This window comes from Pseudochrobactrum mosebachae (assembly GCF_048914685.1).
Classification (GTDB): domain Bacteria; phylum Pseudomonadota; class Alphaproteobacteria; order Rhizobiales; family Rhizobiaceae; genus Pseudochrobactrum.
The window spans coordinates 3,096,303-3,117,317 of the sequence record NZ_CP128408.1; the positions used below are offsets into that span (position 1 = coordinate 3,096,303).

At 49.2% G+C, this 21,015-nt stretch carries 14 protein-coding genes; 11 read left to right on the plus strand and 3 right to left on the minus strand.

The window, feature by feature from the left end:
* Nucleotides 1-5 precede the first annotated feature (5 nt).
* Nucleotides 6-836, plus strand: coding sequence for a glutamate racemase (murI, locus tag MP213Fo_RS13985; RefSeq protein WP_421089567.1), 831 nt, complete (start codon nt 6-8; stop codon nt 834-836).
* A gap of 71 nt (nt 837-907) precedes the next feature.
* On the opposite strand, the gene MP213Fo_RS13990 is transcribed toward murI, so the two are convergent.
* Entirely contained in the window at nt 908-3,112 is a 2,205-nt protein-coding gene (locus MP213Fo_RS13990; RefSeq protein ID WP_421091163.1) for an esterase-like activity of phytase family protein, read from the minus strand.
* Nucleotides 3,113-3,385: 273 nt separating this feature from the next.
* Between MP213Fo_RS13990 and MP213Fo_RS13995 the strand changes: the two genes are divergently transcribed.
* From MP213Fo_RS13995 to lon, 10 genes are all read left to right on the plus strand, one after another.
* Nucleotides 3,386-5,647 carry an ATP-binding protein gene (locus MP213Fo_RS13995; RefSeq protein WP_421089568.1) on the plus strand — a complete coding sequence of 754 codons (2,262 nt, stop codon included), beginning with the start codon at nt 3,386-3,388 and terminating at the stop codon, nt 5,645-5,647.
* Between the two features lie 104 nt (nt 5,648-5,751).
* The gene (locus tag MP213Fo_RS14000) at nt 5,752-7,113 is read left to right on the plus strand and encodes a sigma-54-dependent transcriptional regulator (RefSeq protein ID WP_421089569.1); all 1,362 of its coding nucleotides are present in this window, start codon (nt 5,752-5,754) and stop codon (nt 7,111-7,113) included.
* Between the two features lie 2 nt (nt 7,114-7,115).
* Entirely contained in the window at nt 7,116-8,495 is a 1,380-nt protein-coding gene (gene trkA, locus MP213Fo_RS14005; protein ID WP_421089570.1) for a Trk system potassium transporter TrkA, read from the plus strand.
* A 59-nt stretch (nt 8,496-8,554) separates the two neighbouring features.
* A complete protein-coding gene (locus tag MP213Fo_RS14010) occupies nt 8,555-9,400 on the plus strand; it encodes a hypothetical protein (protein ID WP_421089571.1) in 846 nt (281 codons plus the stop codon).
* Nucleotides 9,401-9,681: 281 nt separating this feature from the next.
* Entirely contained in the window at nt 9,682-9,918 is a 237-nt protein-coding gene (gene hfq / locus MP213Fo_RS14015; protein ID WP_421089572.1) for an RNA chaperone Hfq, read from the plus strand.
* Between the two features lie 301 nt (nt 9,919-10,219).
* Nucleotides 10,220-11,629 carry a GTPase HflX gene (gene hflX / locus MP213Fo_RS14020; RefSeq protein ID WP_421091164.1) on the plus strand — a complete coding sequence of 470 codons (1,410 nt, stop codon included), beginning with the start codon at nt 10,220-10,222 and terminating at the stop codon, nt 11,627-11,629.
* Nucleotides 11,630-11,877: 248 nt separating this feature from the next.
* Nucleotides 11,878-12,210 carry a hypothetical protein gene (locus MP213Fo_RS14025; RefSeq protein WP_421089573.1) on the plus strand — a complete coding sequence of 111 codons (333 nt, stop codon included), beginning with the start codon at nt 11,878-11,880 and terminating at the stop codon, nt 12,208-12,210.
* Between the two features lie 411 nt (nt 12,211-12,621).
* Complete coding sequence (locus tag MP213Fo_RS14030) at nt 12,622-13,248, plus strand: ATP-dependent Clp protease proteolytic subunit (RefSeq protein ID WP_421089574.1); 627 nt, start codon at nt 12,622-12,624, stop codon at nt 13,246-13,248.
* A gap of 508 nt (nt 13,249-13,756) precedes the next feature.
* Complete coding sequence (clpX, locus tag MP213Fo_RS14035; RefSeq protein WP_421089575.1) at nt 13,757-15,031, plus strand: ATP-dependent Clp protease ATP-binding subunit ClpX; 1,275 nt, start codon at nt 13,757-13,759, stop codon at nt 15,029-15,031.
* A gap of 475 nt (nt 15,032-15,506) precedes the next feature.
* Nucleotides 15,507-17,930, plus strand: a complete 2,424-nt coding sequence (gene lon / locus MP213Fo_RS14040) for an endopeptidase La (protein ID WP_421089576.1) — start codon at nt 15,507-15,509, stop codon at nt 17,928-17,930.
* Nucleotides 17,931-17,999: 69 nt separating this feature from the next.
* On the opposite strand, the gene MP213Fo_RS14045 is transcribed toward lon, so the two are convergent.
* Complete coding sequence (locus MP213Fo_RS14045; protein WP_421091165.1) at nt 18,000-19,226, minus strand: hypothetical protein; 1,227 nt, start codon at nt 19,224-19,226, stop codon at nt 18,000-18,002.
* Between the two features lie 126 nt (nt 19,227-19,352).
* Nucleotides 19,353-20,870: a VOC family protein gene (locus MP213Fo_RS14050; RefSeq protein ID WP_421089577.1), complete on the minus strand. Its 1,518-nt coding sequence runs from the start codon at nt 20,868-20,870 to the stop codon at nt 19,353-19,355.
* Nucleotides 20,871-21,015: the final 145 nt, after the last annotated feature.

The following is a 21,015-nucleotide window of genomic DNA, read 5'->3' on the forward strand; positions in this document are numbered from 1 at the left end:
AGCATATGCATCATTTCGAGCATTATACGGATACGCATATTACCAATAAGACCGATGCACCGGTGATCGTTTTCGACAGCGGTATTGGCGGCCTGACGGTTTTGCGCGAAGCGCGGGTGTTGATGCCGGAGCGCCATTTTATCTATGTGGCCGATGATGCGGGTTTTCCCTATGGCTCATGGGAAGAGCAGGCTTTACGGGATCGTATTGTCAGCCTGTTTGCAGAGCTGATCCGGCGTTATCAGCCACAGCTATGCGTAATCGCCTGCAACACTGCATCTACTCTGGTGCTGGATGACTTGCGGCAGGCCTTTGCCGATACGCCGTTTGTTGGCACGGTTCCGGCTATCAAGCCGGCAGCGGAGCGTACCCGTTCGGGGCTTGTTTCAGTGCTCGCCACACCCGGCACAGTTAAGCGCGCCTATACGCGTGATCTTATTCAGTCTTTCGCCTCGCAATGCCATGTGCGTCTTGTCGGTGCAGACAAGCTTGCAACCCTGGCAGAAGCACATATTCGCGGCGAGCAGATTGATGATGCGCTTGTACTTGAGCAGATCATGCCTTGTTTTGTAGAGGTTGATGGCAAGCGTACCGATATTGTGGTGCTGGCCTGCACGCATTATCCGTTTCTGGCCAATGTATTCCGCCGCTTAGCGCCGTGGCCGGTTGATTGGCTTGATCCGGCGGAAGCCATTGCGCGACGCATGCTTTCATTGCTGCCGGAGCATAAAGATAAGATTTTGCATCATCATGATGATCTGGCGGTGTTTACATCCGGTAAGCCGGATTATGCAATACGCCGGTTGCTACAAGGTTTTGGTCTGTTTTTTGCCTAAAATCCCATGAGATAAAAACTAGAAAAGCCGCGTTTTGCAACGCGGCTTTTTCGTTACGCTTGGGAGGCGTATTATGGTTTTAAATCACTAACCTTGCCGATTGTGAAAAACTGGGTTTCACCACTGGAGCCATCAACACCATCATTATCGGTTACAACATAGCCAATGCCGTTTTTATCAATGGCAAAGCCTTCAACCTTATCCGGCACAAAACCGTTGAGTTTCTTGAGGTCAGGAATGAAATCATGCACAAGTGTTTTGGTGACAATATTCAGCTTTTCGTCAAGCTTTACAGGTTTCAAATCTGCCATAGCCACTTTGTATAAACGCTTATTGACAGCTTCTTTGCCGATCAGATTATCGCGCTCGATAATATAGAGCTGACCATCATAGGCAGTGATCTCTGACAGGCCAACCCAGCCTTTTTCTTTACTGTCGAGCGGATAAAAAACGGCTTTCCAGCTTTCATCCTTGATGTTGTAGCTGAGCAGTTTGACGTGGCCTTTGTCATCATTGCCCCATTCACGCTGCACAGCCATCCATAGGGTTTCATCGTCGCCGGTGCCGGTGCGGGTGATACCTTCAAGGCCGAAGCGGGTCTGATGCGCTAACAGTTCTGCCGGCAAGGCGATTTCTTTTTTGATCTCGCCGTTGGCATTCACATTGAGGATGGCATGTGGAACGAGCTTTTTAGCATCACCTTCATTGGCAAGCCAGAAACCGCCTGTACCGTCGGTGGTTATGCCTTCAAGGTCAAGCTTCTGTGCTGCATCTTTACCGCGTTTCACCAGCAGTGCCGTGGTGATTTTGGCAGGTGTTTGCTTGGCATCAATGGTGTAAATGGTTGGTGCAGCATAATAAGCGCTGTCTGAAACCGCATAAAGGATGCCGTCTTTTTCTTCATCAGCCACCATGCCGGACAAAGCGCCCCAGCCGATTGGTGTGCCATCCTCGGTCGATTCAGAGATCAGCTGCGGATATTGCGCCGGTTGATCCTGCATCTGATAAATCATCACATGAGAGCGCGCACCGCCATCTTCACCAAGATCTGTTTCATTGGCGGTTACCAGCAGGTTGCGTGAAGGAATAGCCAGCACGCCTTCAGGGCCGATGCCGGATGGTAACAGCTGTAGAAATTCCGGTTCATTGCCTTCGCCTTTATCTTTATAAACGGCAAGCATGGAGCCGCGTTCACTGGCAATAAACAAATAATCGGTATCACCAAAACGCGCGGCTTCCGCACCTTCCAGTTCAACACCCTTTTTGTTGCGCTTTTCCGGATAATGGCCGTGGGCTGCGATTCTGTGCTCAAGCGTGTTACCGGCTTCATACAGTACTTTGCCGGTGGTATTGAAAATCGTGAAGCTGCGCGAGCCGCCTTTATAGTCGCCTTCATTGGCAGTCAGCAGACGATCATTGCCAATCCATTTGATGGTATCAGGCTCGCGGGCAACATTTTTCATCTCGCCGTTGAATTTGATCTGGCCGTCTTTTTTGGTGTCAATCTTGTCGAGATCAACAGTGCCCGCTGAAAAATGCGAGGTGATTTTACCGGTTGCCGCATCGACGATGGCGATGTGGTTGTTTTCCTGTAAAGTCACAGCGATTTCATTCTTATCATTGAAAGCAACAAATTCCGGCTCCGGATCTTCCGGTGCAATCTCTGCAATACCGGTCATGTCGACCACTTTCATGGTCTTGCAATCCGGTGTGCCATCCTTGAGGTTGAAAATAACCAGATTACCGGCTGGCAACTGCGGGAGTTCGCCATCATTGAGATCTTCATCACGTTCATTTTCAATGGCAACAGCAAGAAATGTCTTATCCGGTGACACTGCAACGGAATCCGGCTGACCGCCAAGGTCGCAGCTGGCTTCAACCTTGCGCGATGCGATATCGATCACATCGAGGCGACCGGATGGTTTGACAAAGCTCTCAGAGGTGTTGACGCCTGCAAAGACGCGTTTGCCTGCAACGGCCACCGATGTCGGCTCACCGTCAACTTTAAGCACGCCGCCGGCTTTTGGGTTTGCCGGATCTGTAATATCGACAAAGCCAATGCCGCCATAAGGGCTGTCGGAATAAATCAGCGTATTACCATCTTCAGAAACAGTGATGATCTCTGATGATGTTGCTTTTGTTGTATCAGCGTCTTTTGGCAGATTGTCGGTAACTGCAAAGCTGGCAATACGGTTGAAGACCGGTTCGGCTGATGCGGAAAATGCAACCGAGCTTGCCAGTGTCGAGGCAAGGGCGGCAATGAGTGGCAATTTCATTGTATGGCCGAAAGAACGTCGTGACATGAAAATCCTCAGATTTTTGTGTTTAAAAACTGCAGGAGCTTTCGCCGTTCTGTGTTGCGGGCAAATGTCAGTTTCATGAAGAAATGATGACATGGCAAAATTCAAAATATTTTTAAGGTAATAGAGGGCGTGGCAGTCACCCGTGTAGACATACCGGTTTTATATAAAATCTGGCTGATATTGATGGCGTTGCATATGTGCAACAATCTGTTGCGCGAGGGCAACGGTTTATAATAGATTGCCGCAATGGATAAGACGAGTCTGCTTGAATGGTTACGTGAGATCAAACCTGAATCGCAGGGGGGGCAAAGGCGTTTGCTTGCTCTTCCGGGGGTGATCATTGTTGTCTTGTCGATTGTTGCATCGTTAATTTCGTTTCTGATCATGATCGGTGTGACGCCGATTATACCGGATCGCAATGTTACGTTGATCCTGATTACCATTAATGTGGTGCTGGTCTTCAGTCTTCTGGCGCTGATTATCCGTGAAATTGTGCGTATCACGCAGGCGCGCCGTCATGGCCGCGCGGCAGCGCGGTTGCATGTGCGTATTGTGGCGCTGTTCTCGCTTATTGCTGCTGTGCCTGCCATTGTGGTGGCAATCGTGGCTTCGGTAACGCTTAATCTAGGTCTTGATCGCTGGTTTGAAACCAATACCCGCAATATCGTCAATTCGTCGATCAGTCTTGCCGACGGCTTTATCACTGATACTGCGCGCAACCTGCAAAGCACGACATTTTCGATGCTGCAAGATCTCGACGGGCAGCGCACTTTATATAGTCTAGACCGCAACGGTTTTGTACAATTGCTGACCTTGCAGGCGCTGGGGCGTGGTTTGCTCGGCGCGCAATTGCTGCGTGAAGATGGCACGATTGTGCTGCGCAGCGAGCAGGGTGGTGCCAGCCTGCCAGTGCCGCCGATGGAAGTATTGCAGACCGCACAAGATGGTAATCCGGTGATTATTCCGCCGGGGCCTGTGAGCAATTTCGTTGGCGCAATTATCAAAATGCGCGAAATTCCAGACACCTATCTTTATACGGTGCGGCCGATTAACGAGCAAATTCTCAATTCCATGCGTTTGATGGAGGCCAATACCAAGCGCTATCAGGATATGGAGGCAAACCGTATCCCGACGCAGGTTATCTTTGCGCTGCTCTATTTTGGACTAATGCTGATTGTGTTGCTGCCAGCGATCTGGACCGGGATTGCCGTTGCTGACCGGCTGGTGCGGCCGATCCGTCTTTTGATCGGTGCCGCTGATGAGGTTGCAGCCGGTAATCTTGAGGTGTCCGTGCCGGTGCGATCCAGCGATGGTGATCTGGGAGCACTTGCCGGTACTTTTAATAATATGGTGGCAGAGCTGAAAAGCCAGCGTACGGATCTGCTTGCTGCAAAAGACCAGATTGATGAGCGCCGTCGCTTCTCTGAAGCCGTATTGTCTGGTGTAACGGCTGCGGTTATCGGCGTGGATGCACTGGGGCTGATCAATATTGTTAACCGCTCTGCCGAGCATATGTTCGGGCTTGAAGAAACAGATGTGATCGGCACCAGCCTTTCCGCATTGGTGCCGGAAGTAGGCCAGGTGTTTGAGATTGCCCATGGTTCAGGCCGTGCAGTGTATCGCGAGCAGGTTTCAATGATGCGCGGTGGCCTGACACGCACATTCAATGTGCAGATCACGGTTGAAGATGCATCGGGCGACGAGCGGTCTTATGTTGTTACGATTGATGATATTACTGATCTGGTACAAGCACAGCGCTCAACAGCATGGGCCGATGTGGCGCGCCGTATTGCCCATGAAATTAAAAACCCGCTGACACCCATCCAGCTTTCTGCCGAGCGTATCCGTCGCCGTTATGGCAAGGTGATTACCGAGGATCGCGAGGTCTTTGATCAGTGTGTTGAAACGATTATTCGTCAGGTTGGTGATATCGGGCGCATGGTTGATGAGTTTTCGTCTTTTGCACGGATGCCGAAGCCGAAAATGGAAACCATTGATTTGCGCAATTCTCTTAAAGAAGCCGCATTTCTTGTGGAAGTCAGCCGGAGTGAAATCAGTTTTGAGCAACAGCTCAGTGATGTGCCGCTCTATGGCCATTTCGACAGCCGTTTACTTGGGCAGGCCTTTGGCAATATTATCAAAAACGCCAGTGAGGCGATTGAAGCGGTATCGGGCGAAGATAATTATCATGGTCATATCTTGCTGAAGGCTTTTCAGGAAAATGATCAGCTGATTGTTGAAGTGATTGATAATGGTAAGGGTTTGCCCGGTGATAACCGCCAGCGTTTGCTTGAGCCTTATATGACAACGCGAGAAAAAGGCACCGGCCTTGGTCTCGCTATTGTGCGCAAAATTGTTGAAGATCACGGCGGGCATATGGAATTGCATGATGCACCGGCTGATTTTCATAATGGCAGAGGCGCCATGATCCGGATGATTTTTCCAACAAAGATGGAAGATGCCGATGATCTGGTAGCCAAAGATAATAATAACGGGCTGCATGCATGATAAATCACAGTGCAGCTGAAACAAAAACGCCTGATGGCGCATTATCATATATAAATGATCTGATGGTGTGGCAGCGGGAAATAATAACAAGGCAGGTGGATTAAATGGCTTCTGACATTCTCGTCGTTGATGATGAAACGGACATCCGTGATCTGGTTGCTGGTATTTTGAGCGATGAAGGCCACGAAACCCGTACGGCTTTTGATTCAGACAGCGCACTTGCAGCGATTAATGATCGTGTGCCGCGTCTGGTGTTTCTGGATATCTGGTTACAAGGCAGCCGCCTTGACGGGCTGGCACTGCTTGATGAAATCAAAAAACTGCATCCAGATTTGCCGGTGGTGATGATTTCCGGTCACGGTAATGTTGAAACTGCGGTTTCGGCTATTCGCCGCGGCGCTTATGATTTTATTGAAAAGCCGTTCAAGGCTGACCGTCTTATTCTGGTTGCAGAGCGGGCGCTTGAAACTTCAAACCTCAAGCGCGAAGTTTCCAATTTGCGTAAACGCTCTGGTGAAACCTTTGAACTGCTGGGACAGTCACTGGCGATGAACCAGTTGCGCCAGACCATTGACCGTGTGGCGCCTACCAACAGCCGCATCATGATCACCGGACCTTCCGGCTCGGGCAAGGAAATGGTTGCGCGCGCAATTCACGCGCAGTCAAGCCGCTCTGAGGGGCCGTTTGTTACCGTTAATGCGGCTGCAATTACGCCTGAACGCATGGAAATCGAGCTGTTCGGCACTGAAATGGATGGCGGAGAACGCAAAGTCGGTGCTTTGGAAGAAGCCCATGGCGGCATTCTTTATCTGGATGAAATTGCCGATATGCCGCGTGAGACGCAGAACAAGATTTTGCGCGTGTTGGTTGATCAGCAGTTTGAACGTGTTGGCGGCACCAAACGCGTGCGTGTTGATGTGCGGATTATTTCTTCAACAGCACAAAATCTGGAAGGTATGATTGCCGAAGGATTGTTCCGCGAAGATTTGTTTCACCGTCTTGCTGTGGTGCCGGTGCAGGTGCCGCCTCTGGCGCAGCGCCGTGATGATATTCCGTCGCTTGTGGCACTGTTCATCAATCAGGTTGCCGAGCAGGCCGGTATCAAGCCGCGTCGCATCAGCGAGGATGCTATGGCGGTTTTGCAATCACATAGCTGGCCCGGCAATGTGCGCCAGCTGCGCAATAATGTGGAGCGGCTGATGATTTTGGCGCGTGGTGATGATGTGGATTCACCGGTTACGGCTGATCTCCTGCCAGCAGAAATCGGTGATACGCTGCCGCGCACACCAACGGATTCTGATCAGCACATTATGGCACTGCCTTTGCGTGAGGCTCGTGAAATGTTCGAGAAGGAATATCTGGTCGCCCAGATCAACCGTTTCAGCGGCAATATCTCCCGTACTGCCGAGTTTGTGGGTATGGAGCGTTCTGCGCTGCACCGTAAACTTAAGTCGCTCGGGGTTTAATCATGCGCATCATCATCTGCGGCGCCGGTCAGGTCGGCTTTGGTATTGCCGAGCGGCTGTCTGCCGAGCAGAATGATGTGTCAGTGATTGATACGTCAGAAAAGCTTATTCATGATGTGCGCGATCTTCTGGATGTGCGCGGCTTTGTTGGCCATGGCTCGCATCCCGATGTGTTGCAGGCTGCGGGCGCTGATGAAGCGGATATGATTATTGCCGTTACGCTTTACGATGAGATTAATATGGTGGCCTGTCAGGTTGCCCATTCATTGTTTAATGTACCGACAAAAATTGCCCGTATCCGTGCGCAGACCTATTTGCAAAAGCAATATCAGGAGATGTTCTCACGCGATAATATGCCGATCGATGTGGTGATTTCGCCTGAGCTTGAGGTTGGCGATATGGTGCTGCGGCGCATAGCCTTGCCAGGCGCTTCCGATGTGCTGCGTTTTGCCGATGAAAAGGTGATCGCTTTTGCTATCGAGTGTATGGAAGATTGCCCGATCATTGATACGCCACTGAAACAGCTGACAGATTTGTTTCCGGATCTGCCTTCAACGGTGGTGGGCGTGGTGCGCAATGACAAATTATTTGTGCCGCATTCCGAGGACCATTTGCGCGCCGGTGATATTGCCTATGTGGTAACAACAGCCGATCAGGTGCGCCGTACACTCGGATTATTCGGCCATGACAAGCCGGAAGCGCGACGGATTATTATTGCTGGTGGCGGTAATATCGGCCTTTATGTTGCTAAGAGAATGGAAGAGCGGCTGCCCGCGCATACCCGCCTGAAAATCATTGAACATGACCGTGAACGTGCTGCTTTTGTTGCAGACGAGCTGAATAAAACGATTGTTTTGAACGGCAGTGCGCTGGATCAGGATTTGCTGCGCGAAGCGGAAGTTCAGGATGCCGATTTGTTGGTTGCGCTGACCAATCAGGATCAGGCCAATATTTTGTCGAGCATTATGGCAAAGCGGCTGGGCTGTAAGTCCAATATGGTGCTTATCAATAATTCTGCCTATCAGCAATTTATTCACACGGTGGGGATTGATTCCTATGTCAGTCCGAAAAATGTGACAATTTCAAAAATTCTTCAGCAGGTGAGGCGCGGCCGTATCCGCTCTGTGCATAGTGTTTATGACGGTAAAGCGGAAATTATTGAGGCAGAAGCGCTTGAAACCTCGCCACTTGTGGGCGCGCCATTGCGTAATATTGATCTGCCTGCCGGTTTGCGGGTTGGAGCTGTGTATCGTGACGGTAAAGTGATTAAACCGCACGGAGATCTGCAAATTCGCCGCAATGATCGTGTCGTTATGTTTGCAACCAGTGATACGGTTAAATATGTCGAGCAGATGTTCCGTGTCAGTCTCGATTTCTTTTAATTATGCTTTTTATGTCTTGGTTTGAAACATAGATATTGCTGTTATTGAGAATGAAATAAATGGATATTTGCACATTCTGGTATGGAACCCGCTTGCGGCCTGTGGATCATATGTGTCTGATTTCTATGGTGCATACAGGGCAGCGGGTTAAACTTTTCAGCTATCAGCCGGTTGAAAATCTGCCTGAAGGGGTGGAGCAGCATGATGCGGCCGCTATTTTGCCGATCGAGGCATTCCGGCGTCTTGATCCGGGTTTTCCGGATTTGAAAGACTATGTCACCATCGTTCAGTTCAGCGATATTTTTCGTATCAATCTGATGAAGCACAGTCAGGGCGTGTGGCTGGATACGGATGTGTATCTGCATAAACAGTTTCATCCGGATGCTTCAAAACCTTATCTGGCGCGGGAAAACAAAGAACGTGTCGGGGTATCGGCGTTGTATTTTCCACCAGATCATCCGGTTATTGCCGAGTTTGATGCCTATATGGCAGGCGATTATCCGCTACCAAAATGGCTGGGGCTGCGCCGGCGTGTGCTGCGGCCTTTATGGTATAAATTGACCGGCAAGCCGGTAACACCGGCAGCGATCGGGATTACAGTTTTTGGCAATGATGGTATTTCCAGACTTGCTAAAAAGTATAACTGTTTTGAAGATGCTGCGCCTAAAGAGAATTTCTATTACTGGACAGGCCGCGATTGTCTGAACATGTTTAATCCGCAATACGGGCTGGAGCCATTGCAGCATCCGGATTTTATCGGTTTTCACATTCACCGTAAAAGTCCTGAAGAGCTGGTTGTACGTGAGGGCAGCTTTTATACATGGATGCTACAAACAACGGGGATGCTACAAACAACGGGGATGCTACAAACAACGGGTGAATTGCCTGTATCTGCTAAGCTCTGATAGGGTGACACACAACATTTTGACATTGCGCAAAAAATAGCGGCCTGTTAACCCTTTAAAAAATGTGGGATTATCCCCGCAACTATTGATTCTGTATCAAAATGCAGGTGTTCAGACTGAGGCAGATGATAAAACTGGAGCGCAAGGATTTATTTCCTGCAGTTTTTCCGGAAAGTGCCTGTTTATAATATCGTGCCTGAGGTCGGGTAATGTTTTTATTGGCAGGTTTTCTGATCTCATAATGTAGTGCCGGCTGCGGATCGAAATAAAGGAATAAAAAAATGGCTGAACGATCGCAAAATCTTCAGGATCTCTTTCTTAATTCTGTACGTAAACAGAAAATCTCGCTGACGATTTTTTTGATCAACGGTGTGAAACTGACAGGCATTGTCAGTTCTTTTGATAATTTTTGCGTGTTGTTGCGCCGCGACGGACATTCACAGCTGGTCTATAAACATGCTATTTCAACCATTATGCCAAGCCAGCCTGTGCAGATGTTTGAAGGCGAAGAAGAGTAGGCCTTATCTTCGGAGCAGTGCTGAAATTTTGAAACTGTTTTTATATCCGCGGTGCCAATGGCCTGCGGATATATTTGTTTTACGGTGATATTGTTGTCGCTGTGATGAATGATTATCTGACTTACAGATATTGTTTGCCCGCAATAAAGACAGATGGGCATATGCCATATGGTAAAGTAATATCGTTTGAAGTGCTTTTACTAATAAACAGGATAAGTGTTTGAAAAAAAGAAATGATCCGGCATCCGCTCAAATATTAACCTCTGCTTCTGATCTTGAAGCTGACAATGGTTATGAGCCTGTGGTTTCTGAACATGATGATACATATGATGCGCCGGTAAAAAGCGGCAGAAAGCCGTTTACGACTAAGGTTGAAGATACGCGCGCGTTTGTTATCGTGCCCTTGCTGCCGGAGCGTTACACGCGTGCAGCTGATCAGGATGAGACTGAGCGTCCTAAATATCGCCGCAGTGATGAGGCACGCCTTGAAGAGGCTGCCGGTTTGGCGCGCGCCATTGATCTGGACATTATTGATGCTTTTCTGGTTCAGACAACACAGCCGCGGCCTGCAACATTGCTGGGTGCCGGTAAGGTTGAGGATATTGCCGAGCGTATTGAACGCGAAGAAATTGATCTGGTTATTGTAGATCATCCCCTTACACCTGTTCAGCAACGCAATCTGGAGCGGGCGTGGAAGATCAAGGTGATTGACCGTACCGGTCTGATTTTGGAAATTTTCGGCCGTCGTGCGCAAACGCGTGAAGGTAGCCTGCAGGTTGAACTCGCACATCTGAATTACCAGAAGGGCCGTTTGGTTCGCAGCTGGACGCATCTTGAGCGCCAGCGTGGTGGTGGCGGCTTTATGGGCGGGCCGGGTGAAACCCAGATTGAGGCCGACCGACGCCAGCTGCAAGAGAAAATTCTGAGTATCCGCCGTGAGCTTGACACTGTGGTGCGTACCCGCCATTTGCACCGGCAAAAACGCCGCAAGGTGCCGCATCCGGTGATTGCGCTTGTTGGCTATACCAATGCCGGTAAATCAACCTTGTTCAACCGTCTGACCGGCGCTGAAGTGCTGGCTGAAGATATGTTGTTTGCTACACTTGATCCGACATTGCGCCGGTTGCGCCTGCCACATGGCGATACGATTATTCTGTCTGATACGGTCGGGTTTATTTCGAACCTGCCGCATCATCTGGTGGCAGCGTTTAAAGCTACATTGGAAGAGGTTGTTGAGGCTGATCTTATTGTGCATGTGCGCGATATGTCGGACCCAGACAATGCCGCGCAGGCGGAAGATGTTGAAGCCATCCTTGCCGGCCTTGGTATTAAAAAAGGTGATACCAAGCGGGTGATAGAGGTTTGGAACAAGATTGACCGGCTGAGCGAAGAGATGCAGGACAGCGCTGAAAATCTGAGCAGCGGCAGCCATGAGGATGCAAGGCCGGTTCCGCTCTCTGCTCTGACCGGGCAGGGTACGCGCATATTGCTCGATACTATTGAGGGCAGGATTTCCGGTGCTATGGAAAAAGTGCAGGTTGGCCTGCGCCCTGATCAGTTCAGCCTTATCGACTGGATTTATCGCCATGGCAGCAATATTCGCCGTATAGATGAAGAAGATGGTTCAGTGATTATTGATGCGGATATGACTGCAAGTTCTGCGCAGAAGTTCCGTGATAAATACGCCTCTTTTACCAAGTCTGAAATATAAAAATATTTTATATAAGTGTTTAATATTATAATCACTGCCGTAAGATAAGATGACGGCAGTGATTGTTACTTAAATTGATGGCTTTTGCTTATCCTGCATATTTAAAAACTCAAGCGAATCATATTTTGATGCGTCACCTGATATTGGGTGGAACGGGCTTGTGCGCCGGTTTAACACTACCGCACAGCCTATAAAATACGAGAGCAGAGATATGGCTGCTCTTACTGCTCCTTGGGGAGGGGCTATCTATGGCAAAAATTAAGCTTATTGCTGCTTTTTCATTCGCTTTTACGTTGTTCAGCAGTGCAGCATTTGCAGAAGATCTGGTGTTTACGCTGAAAAACGGCACCAATTCTGTGGTCAATAATTTCCATGCTTCACCGGTCGGTGTTGATAGCTGGGAAGATGATATTTTGGGCCGTGATGCGCTTGATGCCGGCGAAAGCATGGAGATTACTATTGCTGACGGCCGCAGTGTTTGCAGTTACGATATGCGCTTTGAATTTCAGGGCGATGATCTTGAAGATCTCGAAGACACACAAAATCTTTGTGAATTGGGCGAATATACGATTACTGAATAAGCTGGGTACTGAATAAACTGGGTACTGAATAAATTTGGTGCTGAAAATATCTGTTTATATTTTTTTATTATGCTCCGTGACTTTCAGCTGCGGAGCATAGTTATTTTATTGCGGTTTTTATGCCTTGTCCCGCACCGATATCTGCGGTGTTTAGGTTTCGGTAAGTATCAGTGTTTAGAGCTAGAGCGGGTAACGTTCAGGTTGGATCGTAGCGCTCGCTCTAGATTCTAGAGTTATCGCATTGTCATGCCTATCAAGTTGATTCAACTTGATAGTGAAATGCTCTAGTTTGAAAGTGTTTTGCTGTGACGCACCTTGCGAAACCATAGTGCGTCACCTTATGTATGGAATATCAACGAATCTTGACGGAGATGCTTCACTCCGTTCTCCGATAGCCAAAGGCAGTTAATCATGAGAGATCCTATTGAAACCGTAATGAATCTGGTCCCGATGGTGGTTGAGCAGACTGCGCGCGGCGAACGTGCTTATGATATTTTCTCGCGTCTCCTCAAAGAGCGCGTTATTTTTGTAAATGGTCCGGTTGAAGATGGCATGGCCATGCTGGTCTGCGCACAGCTGCTGTTTCTGGAAGCAGAGAACCCGAATAAGCCGATTGAAATGTACATCAATTCGCCTGGCGGTGTTGTAACCTCCGGTATGGCGATTTATGACACGATGCAATTCATCAAGCCTCCTGTTTCTACCCTGTGCATGGGGCAGGCCGCATCAATGGGCTCGCTGCTCTTGACAGCCGGTGCAACCGGCCAGCGTCTGGCGCTGCCGAACGCCCGTATCATGGTGCATCAGCCATCCGGCGGTTTTCAGGGGCAGGCATCCGATATCGAGCGCCATGCGCAGGATATCATCAAGATGAAGCGCCGCCTCAATGAAATTTATGTCAAGCATACAGGCCGTGATCTGGAAACCATTGAGCGCACGCTTGATCGCGATCACTTTATGACAGCGCAGGAAGCGCTTGAGTTCGGCTTGATCGATAAAGTCATCGAATCACGCGAAGCTGTCGATAAAAAGGACTAACTATTATGGCTGATCCGGTTGTATAGCTGCCGGATCAGCTGACTGTATAGTTGGAATGGCAGGATTTAAGGTCTGATGGCAGAATAAAGTGGCTTTATATAATTTTGGCCATATTTTATCTGCCATTAGCATTTTAAGTGCGGCAGGACGTGAAACAAGTTAACAGACGGCTTGTAAAACTATCTTCTGCCTGTTTATGCTGCGTGTCATGTTAAGTGATTATTTGGGTCTTGTGCTTAAAAATAGAGTTGAGCTTATACGGGCTGCAAGCGCGGTTCTGAATAAAAGCTAAGCTTGTGTGTACAGAATAGCGTGCGTCACATAGTAAGGCTGTATTCAACAGAGTGAGCCGAGCAGCAAAACCGGTGGAATTGCCGGAATAAACAGCTGGCTCCTGTATTTGAAAAAGCATGACGACTGCCGTTTATGTCGGTTTCGGTCGGGATGGCATAACGGTTAGAACTTGGTACCTGTTGAGGCAGGTGGCCATTACTGAAAGGAAACTGCAATGAGCAAAGTCAGCAACGGCGGTGGCGATTCAAAGAATACGCTCTATTGCTCGTTTTGCGGAAAAAGCCAGCATGAGGTTCGCAAGCTGATTGCCGGGCCGACCGTATTTATCTGCGATGAGTGTGTCGAACTGTGCATGGATATTATCCGTGAGGAAAATAAATCCTCTATGGTTAAATCCCGTGAAGGTGTGCCGACCCCGCAGGAAATTATTGCGGTTCTGGATGATTATGTCATCGGTCAGAGCCATGCAAAACGTGTTCTCTCTGTTGCGGTTCACAACCACTATAAGCGTTTGGCTAACCAGCCGAAGAGCGGTGATGTCGAACTGGCAAAATCAAACATTCTGCTGGTAGGGCCTACCGGTTGCGGTAAAACCTATCTGGCGCAATCATTGGCGCGCATTATTGATGTGCCGTTTACAATGGCTGATGCCACGACACTGACTGAAGCCGGTTATGTCGGTGAAGATGTCGAAAATATCATTCTCAAACTGTTGCAGGCTGCCGATTACAATGTCGAGCGTGCACAGCGCGGTATCGTTTATATCGATGAGGTCGATAAAATCAGCCGTAAAGCCGATAATCCGTCGATTACACGCGATGTTTCGGGCGAGGGTGTGCAGCAAGCACTGCTGAAAATCATGGAAGGCACAGTGGCTTCCGTGCCGCCGCAGGGTGGTCGTAAGCATCCGCAGCAGGAGTTCCTGCAGGTGGATACTACCAATATTCTGTTTATTTGTGGTGGTGCCTTTGCCGGTCTTGATAAGATCATTTCTTCGCGCGGTGAAAAGACCTCGATCGGTTTTAGTGCGACGGTTAAAGCCCCGGATGAACGCCGTATCGGTGCGATCTTCCACGAGCTGGAACCGGAAGATCTTGTAAAATTCGGATTGATCCCTGAATTTGTTGGTCGTTTGCCGGTTATTGCAACGCTGGAAGATCTCGATATTGCTTCGCTGGTTAAGATTTTGTCGGAGCCTAAAAACGCTCTGGTGAAACAGTATCAGCGTCTGTTCGAGATGGAAAATGTCGAGCTGACATTCAGTGAAGATGCTCTGCAGGCAATTGCTACCAGAGCGGTAGAGCGTAAGACCGGTGCACGTGGCCTGCGTTCGATCATGGAAAAAATCCTGCTCGATACCATGTTTGATCTGCCGACGCTTGTAGGTGTGATCGAAGTGGTTATTTCCGGCGAAGTTGTGGATGGTAAAGCACAGCCGCTTTATATCTATGGCGAACGCAAGGAAGAAAAAGGCACTGCATCAGCCTGATATTCTAAAGCGAGAGCGTTTTCATTTTCTTTGAACGAAATAACCGCTCTGGCTGCTTGTTAAACGCAGTGTCACACTGACAGTTTTGTCAGTTGTTGCGATAATAAAAAACGCTCAGGCATCGTCCTGAGCGTTTTTTTATTTTAACGATAGTTTTAAATTGGCTCATATGAATTATTTGTGAGAAGTGCGCTCATATTTAAAGCCTATGATTGTGGACGATGCCCTTAACGCAGATAAATGCGAGAAATAAGCGTTTCTTTAGCGGTAAAAGCAGTTAAAAGAGATGTCAGAAGTTTGTATCATTTGTTTATGACCATAATTGCGTTGATTTAATATGCTGTATGAAACGCAACAGGTGCTTGAAATACCGGCAGTGGGTGGCCAATTATAGAGACGATGCATGTAGTGATTTGCTGATGATACGGGGATTGCTGCGTGGCGATCGGGTGGTTTGCCCGGGAAAGGACTTAAAATGACGGATACCGAGTTGAAGACACCTGCGGGTGGCCAAGACGGGCTCTATGCCGTTTTGCCGTTGCGCGATATCGTTGTCTTCCCGCATATGATTGTGCCGCTGTTTGTTGGCCGCGAAAGATCAATCCGTGCGCTTGAAGAAGTGATGGGTGTCGATAAGCAGATTTTGCTTGCGACCCAGAAAAATGCTGCTGAAGACGAACCGGCAAATGATGCGATTTATGAAATCGGTACAATTGCCAATGTTCTGCAATTGCTTAAATTGCCGGACGGCACTGTTAAAGTGCTGGTTGAAGGTATTGCACGCGCTAAAATCAGCAAATTCAGCGCCCGTGAAGATTATCACGAGGCCTATGCCGACATCCTTGAACTGCCGGAAGAAGAGCCGGTGGAAGTTGAGGCGCTGTCACGCTCAGTGATGAGCGATTTTGAAAATTATGTGAAGCTGAACAAAAAGATTTCGCCTGAAGTTGTCAGCGCTACCAGCCAGATTGATGATCATTCGAAGCTTGCTGATACTGTTGCCTCGCATTTGGCGATCAAGATTGCTGAAAAGCAGGAAATGCTCTCGATCCTTTCGGTTCGTGAGCGACTTGAAAAAGCGCTTGAATATATGGAATCCGAAATCTCGGTTCTTCAGGTTGAAAAGCGTATCCGCTCGCGTGTTAAGCGCCAGATGGAAAAGACCCAGCGCGAATATTATCTGAACGAACAGATGAAGGCGATCCAGAAAGAACTTGGCGACGGTGAAGACGGCCGTGATGAACTGGCCGAGCTGGAAGAACGTATTGCCAAGACCAAGCTCACCAAAGAAGCCGCGGAAAAAGCGCAGGCTGAAATGAAGAAGCTGCGTTCTATGAGCCCGATGTCGGCGGAAGCCACAGTGGTGCGCAACTATCTCGACTGGATTTTGTCGCTGCCTTGGAACAAAAAGTCCAAGATCAAGCAGGATCTGAGCTTTGCCGAGGAAGTGCTCGATACCGAGCATTTCGGTCTGGATAAGGTCAAAGAGCGCATTGTCGAATATCTTGCGGTACAGTCTCGTGCCTCCAAGATCAAAGGCCCGATCATTTGTCTCGTTGGACCTCCGGGCGTTGGTAAAACCTCGCTGGCGCGCTCGATTGCCAAAGCAACAGGCCGTGAATATGTGCGGATGTCGCTGGGCGGCGTGCGTGATGAAGCTGAAATTCGCGGTCATCGCAGAACCTATATCGGCTCGATGCCGGGCAAGGTTATCCAGTCGATGAAAAAAGCCAAGAAGTCCAACCCGTTGTTCCTTCTCGATGAGATCGACAAAATGGGGCAGGATTTCCGTGGTGATCCGTCTTCGGCGATGTTGGAGGTGTTGGATCCGGAACAGAATGCAACATTCATGGATCATTATCTGGAGGTCGAATATGACCTTTCCAATGTCATGTTCGTGACCACTGCAAACTCGCTGAATATTCCGGGCCCGTTGCTCGACCGTATGGAAATCATCCGTATTGCCGGTTACACCGAAGACGAGAAGCTGGAAATTGCCAAACGGCATTTGCTGCCGAAGGCAATCAAAGAGCATATTCTGCAGCCGGAAGAGTTTTCGGTTGATGAGGGTGCTATTCTGGCGGTCATCCAGCACTATACCCGTGAAGCGGGTGTGCGTAGTCTTGAGCGAGAAATGATGAAGCTGGCGCGTAAAGCTGTCACTGAAATCATGCGTAAAAAGACCAAAGCTGTTCATGTAACCAAAGATAATATTGCTGATTATCTGGGTGTGCAGAAATATCGCTATGGTCAGATCGACGGTGAAGATCAGGTTGGTGTTGTCACCGGTCTGGCTTGGACTGAAGTGGGCGGCGAATTGCTGACCATTGAAGGCGTGATGATGCCAGGTAAAGGTCGTATGACTGTTACCGGTAACCTGCGCGACGTGATGAAGGAATCCATTTCGGCGGCGGCATCTTATGTGCGCTCCCGCGCTGTGGATTTCGGCATTGAGCCGCCGCTGTTCGATAAGCGTGACATCCACGTGCACGTGCCGGAAGGTGCGACACCGAAAGATGGCCCGTCTGCCGGTACAGCCATGGTTACAGCAATTGTTTCTGTGCTGACCGGTATTCCGGTACGCAAAGATGTTGCCATGACCGGTGAGGTTACATTGCGTGGTCGTGTTCTGCCGATTGGCGGCCTGAAAGAAAAACTGCTGGCAGCTTTGCGTGGCGGTATCAAGAAGGTGCTGATTCCGGAAGAAAATGCCAAAGATCTGGTTGAAATTCCGGACAATGTGAAAAACGCTCTGGAAATCATTCCGGTATCGTTTGTAAGCGAAGTTCTGGAACATGCACTGACACGCAAGCCTGAGCCGATTGAATGGGTTGAACCTGTGACACCGGCCGTTGTTAAAGGCGGCGAGGAAGATGCACTGGTAGGCACCGCCCACTAATAGCGCGTGCTTTTATGAATAAGAAAGCCCTGCAAGCTAAGCTTGCAGGGCTTTTTTTAAAAACTGGTTTTAGTGCGTGGCGCCGGAGCCGCCCACAGCCACAATGCTGAATGGCTGATCCGCAACTGTAATTGTGCGGTCTTCTTTAAAGCTTTCAATATTGATCAGGCGCACCAGACTATGGCGGGGATCTGTAATGGCAATATGATCACCGGCAACAGCCAGACGCGGGCGTGCATCCCGCCAGTGGCCGTCTTTACTATAGGGCTCGGTGACTTTGGCTGATCGTGTGATTGTGCCGTCAAGAATATTGATCAAATGCAATTGGCCGTCTTCAGTGAGCACATAGGCATTTTTCAGGCGAGCGGGGTCGAGTGCAAAATCGATCCGGCGTGTTGGCAGATCAACAAGGCGGTAGGGTGTATCACTTTCAGGGTCAATCAGCGCGATTTTATCTTCACCATAATTACCGAGAAAGAACTGCATCGCTTTGCTGCCAAGCAGTGTTGAGACCTTGCCTTTGGGTAAATCTGCCCCATAGGGGAGCATTTTCAACTCAGCAGTCTTATCTTTGCCCGGGATGGCAAGCAGCACACCTTCTTCACAGCCAAACGCTGCAATGCGTGCTGAAAATGCCTCGCCGTGCAAGGCGGTGCAGGTTGCCACATCGCCGGATTGTTTGCCGTCAGCATTAAGCACACGAAGGCCGAGGCGTGGCGGCAAATCATCAGGCTTGGTCTCAACTTTGAGGTTCGGAACGGATGCCAGAAACTGATCGCCAAAAGGCACCACAACACCGTGATGAGGCGCTGTTGCATCAATGGTTTCAGGCTTAGCTTTACCAGCAATAATAGCCTGTTCAGAATAGAGCTTTGCCTTGCCTTCACGCTCAAAAAACAGTGTTGCAGTATCGCCGTGCATTACCGCATGAACGGGGCGCTGACCTGCTATTTCTAATGGCAGCATGGCTGTGTCAGAGACTTCAAGGTCACGGTGATCACCATGGTCTGACAGTTTAATTCCGGTTTTGATAATATTGACCATATCGGCATCAGATTGCACGGCAAACACGGTTTCACCAGATGCACTGGCTGTCAGTCCGGCATAGCCTTTTACATCAAATTTATTGAGTTCTTTGCCACTTTTTAAATCAATAGCTCGAATAACGGGTTTGGTATGATCTGCAATAAACAGGTGCCAGACATGGTCCGATGCATGGTTATGGTCATCTGCATTCGCGTTTCCTGTAACCAGCATAGAGCCCAGCAGGCCCAGCGCTGTGGCGCTCTTTAGCATTTTCAACATAAAGTACCTCGAATCTGAAATGTAATAACATTACAATCGTTAGATGCGAATGACTCTGCTGTCTATGCAAAACATGCACAGAACATTATTTTTTATGATGATGTTTTTACGTATGAACTAAATTTTTAGCCATTGCTGCGCTTTAGCGGTGTCTTCCGGTGTCAGCTGATGACCTGCATCCAGCAGCTCTGCGGTGAGATCTGCTGCACATTCTTTAAGCCATATATTGAGGCTTGCTGCAAAACGGCCATAAGGATCCTGATTGCCGGTGAGGGTGAGCACTCTGGCGGCGCTCAAATCAACCTGCGGGCTGGTTTCCAGCACTTGCATAGGGCGGCATAAAATCGCGCTATGAATTAAATGCGGGTAAAGCGCCATAATTGCAGCTGCAAAATTTGCACCATTTGAATAGCCCAATATGGTCGTTTTCTCGGGCTTTATACCATAGGCGCTGGCTGCGCCTTCCATAAATGCATTGAAAGCTTCCGCCTCTGTACGAATATCTGTCTGATCAAATTGTGTCGCCCCAAAGCGGCGGAACCAGCGGGCAACCCCTTCTTCATGGCTGCGGCCACGCAAGCCGAGCAGAGTGGCATGCGGGTTGATACGGTGCGCCATCGGCATAAGATCAGCTTCGTTGCCACCGGTGCCGTGTAATAGCAGAATAGTGCTGCCATCCGGCTGCTCCGGTGTATAAAAACGGTGAACAAATGGCAGATCACGCATCACAATACGCTCCTTATCAGGCATGGAAAATTGTGGCATCAGAACACGCAAATCTTCTGCGCGTTCTTTGTTATGTGGTGGCACAAATAAGGTTTCACCCAGATGCTCAGGCGGCTCATCAATGGTAAAACCCGGGCCATCCGTCGCCAATTCAATCAGTGTTCCGCCGGGCTCACGCACATAGAGCGAAGTGAAATAATTGCGGTCGTGAAAATTTGTCGCTGAAGAGTTGAGCCGTGATAATTCTGCCTGTGCGGTTTTAACGGCTGCCACATCGGGCGCACGAAAGGCAATATGATCGGCGATTCCGGTGCCGGGAATGCCCGGTACAAAGCCGGTGACATTGCGCACATCAATAAAATCTGTTTCTGAGGCGAGACGCAGAATATTGTCTTCAGTCTGGCTTGGCTGATAACCAAAACGGGTGATAAACGCCGCCGTTTCTTCCTGTGTTTCAGTCAGTATAGTCACGCTATGCAAACGTGTTGGTGCATTGCCCCACGAATGTGCTGCCGGCATGTCACGCCCGACCAGTTTGACGGTGATACCGTCCGGATCTTTGAGGCGGAGTACCGGCTCACCAAATTCGCGCTTGGGGCCTTCAATACGGATTTGGCTTGAAAGGGAGCGTGTCAACCAGTCGCCGATCGTTTCTACCGGTACCGCGAGAGCAATTTCTGCCACCTGACCATGACCAACACGACCAGCCGCACCATTTTCCCAAACCAAAAATGTAATCAGCGAGCCGGGAGAGCCCAGAGCATCACCGTAGAATAAGTGCAGCTGTTCACCATCTTCATAGCCGCCGGTTTGTTTGACGAGACGTAAGCCGAGAAAGCCTGCGTAAAAATCAATATTGGCCTGCACATTACGTGTGATGAGGGTAACATGGTGTATGCCGGAGGTCATAGCCGTCTTCCTGAATAATGATCACGTGTAAAGTACCACAAGATAAGCCTATCTGATTGGCTGGATTTGTAATCTATTCTGCGCAGGCTGGGAATGAAAATTCACAGTAAATTATCAGTCGCTAAAACACCTGCCAGCCCTGACA

What these genes read in the sequence shown, in the direction of transcription:
- murI (WP_421089567.1), top strand. Translation starts at nt 6, where the DNA reads ATGCATCATTTCGAGCATTATACGGATACGCATATTACCAATAAGACC.
- MP213Fo_RS13990 (WP_421091163.1), bottom strand. Translation starts at nt 3,112, where the DNA reads ATGAAATTGCCACTCATTGCCGCCCTTGCCTCGACACTGGCAAGCTCG.
- MP213Fo_RS13995 (WP_421089568.1), top strand. Translation starts at nt 3,386, where the DNA reads ATGGATAAGACGAGTCTGCTTGAATGGTTACGTGAGATCAAACCTGAA.
- MP213Fo_RS14000 (WP_421089569.1), top strand. Translation starts at nt 5,752, where the DNA reads ATGGCTTCTGACATTCTCGTCGTTGATGATGAAACGGACATCCGTGAT.
- trkA (WP_421089570.1), top strand. Translation starts at nt 7,116, where the DNA reads ATGCGCATCATCATCTGCGGCGCCGGTCAGGTCGGCTTTGGTATTGCC.
- MP213Fo_RS14010 (WP_421089571.1), top strand. Translation starts at nt 8,555, where the DNA reads ATGGATATTTGCACATTCTGGTATGGAACCCGCTTGCGGCCTGTGGAT.
- hfq (WP_421089572.1), top strand. Translation starts at nt 9,682, where the DNA reads ATGGCTGAACGATCGCAAAATCTTCAGGATCTCTTTCTTAATTCTGTA.
- MP213Fo_RS14025 (WP_421089573.1), top strand. Translation starts at nt 11,878, where the DNA reads ATGGCAAAAATTAAGCTTATTGCTGCTTTTTCATTCGCTTTTACGTTG.
- MP213Fo_RS14030 (WP_421089574.1), top strand. Translation starts at nt 12,622, where the DNA reads ATGAGAGATCCTATTGAAACCGTAATGAATCTGGTCCCGATGGTGGTT.
- clpX (WP_421089575.1), top strand. Translation starts at nt 13,757, where the DNA reads ATGAGCAAAGTCAGCAACGGCGGTGGCGATTCAAAGAATACGCTCTAT.
- lon (WP_421089576.1), top strand. Translation starts at nt 15,507, where the DNA reads ATGACGGATACCGAGTTGAAGACACCTGCGGGTGGCCAAGACGGGCTC.
- MP213Fo_RS14045 (WP_421091165.1), bottom strand. Translation starts at nt 19,226, where the DNA reads ATGCTAAAGAGCGCCACAGCGCTGGGCCTGCTGGGCTCTATGCTGGTT.
- MP213Fo_RS14050 (WP_421089577.1), bottom strand. Translation starts at nt 20,870, where the DNA reads ATGACCTCCGGCATACACCATGTTACCCTCATCACACGTAATGTGCAG.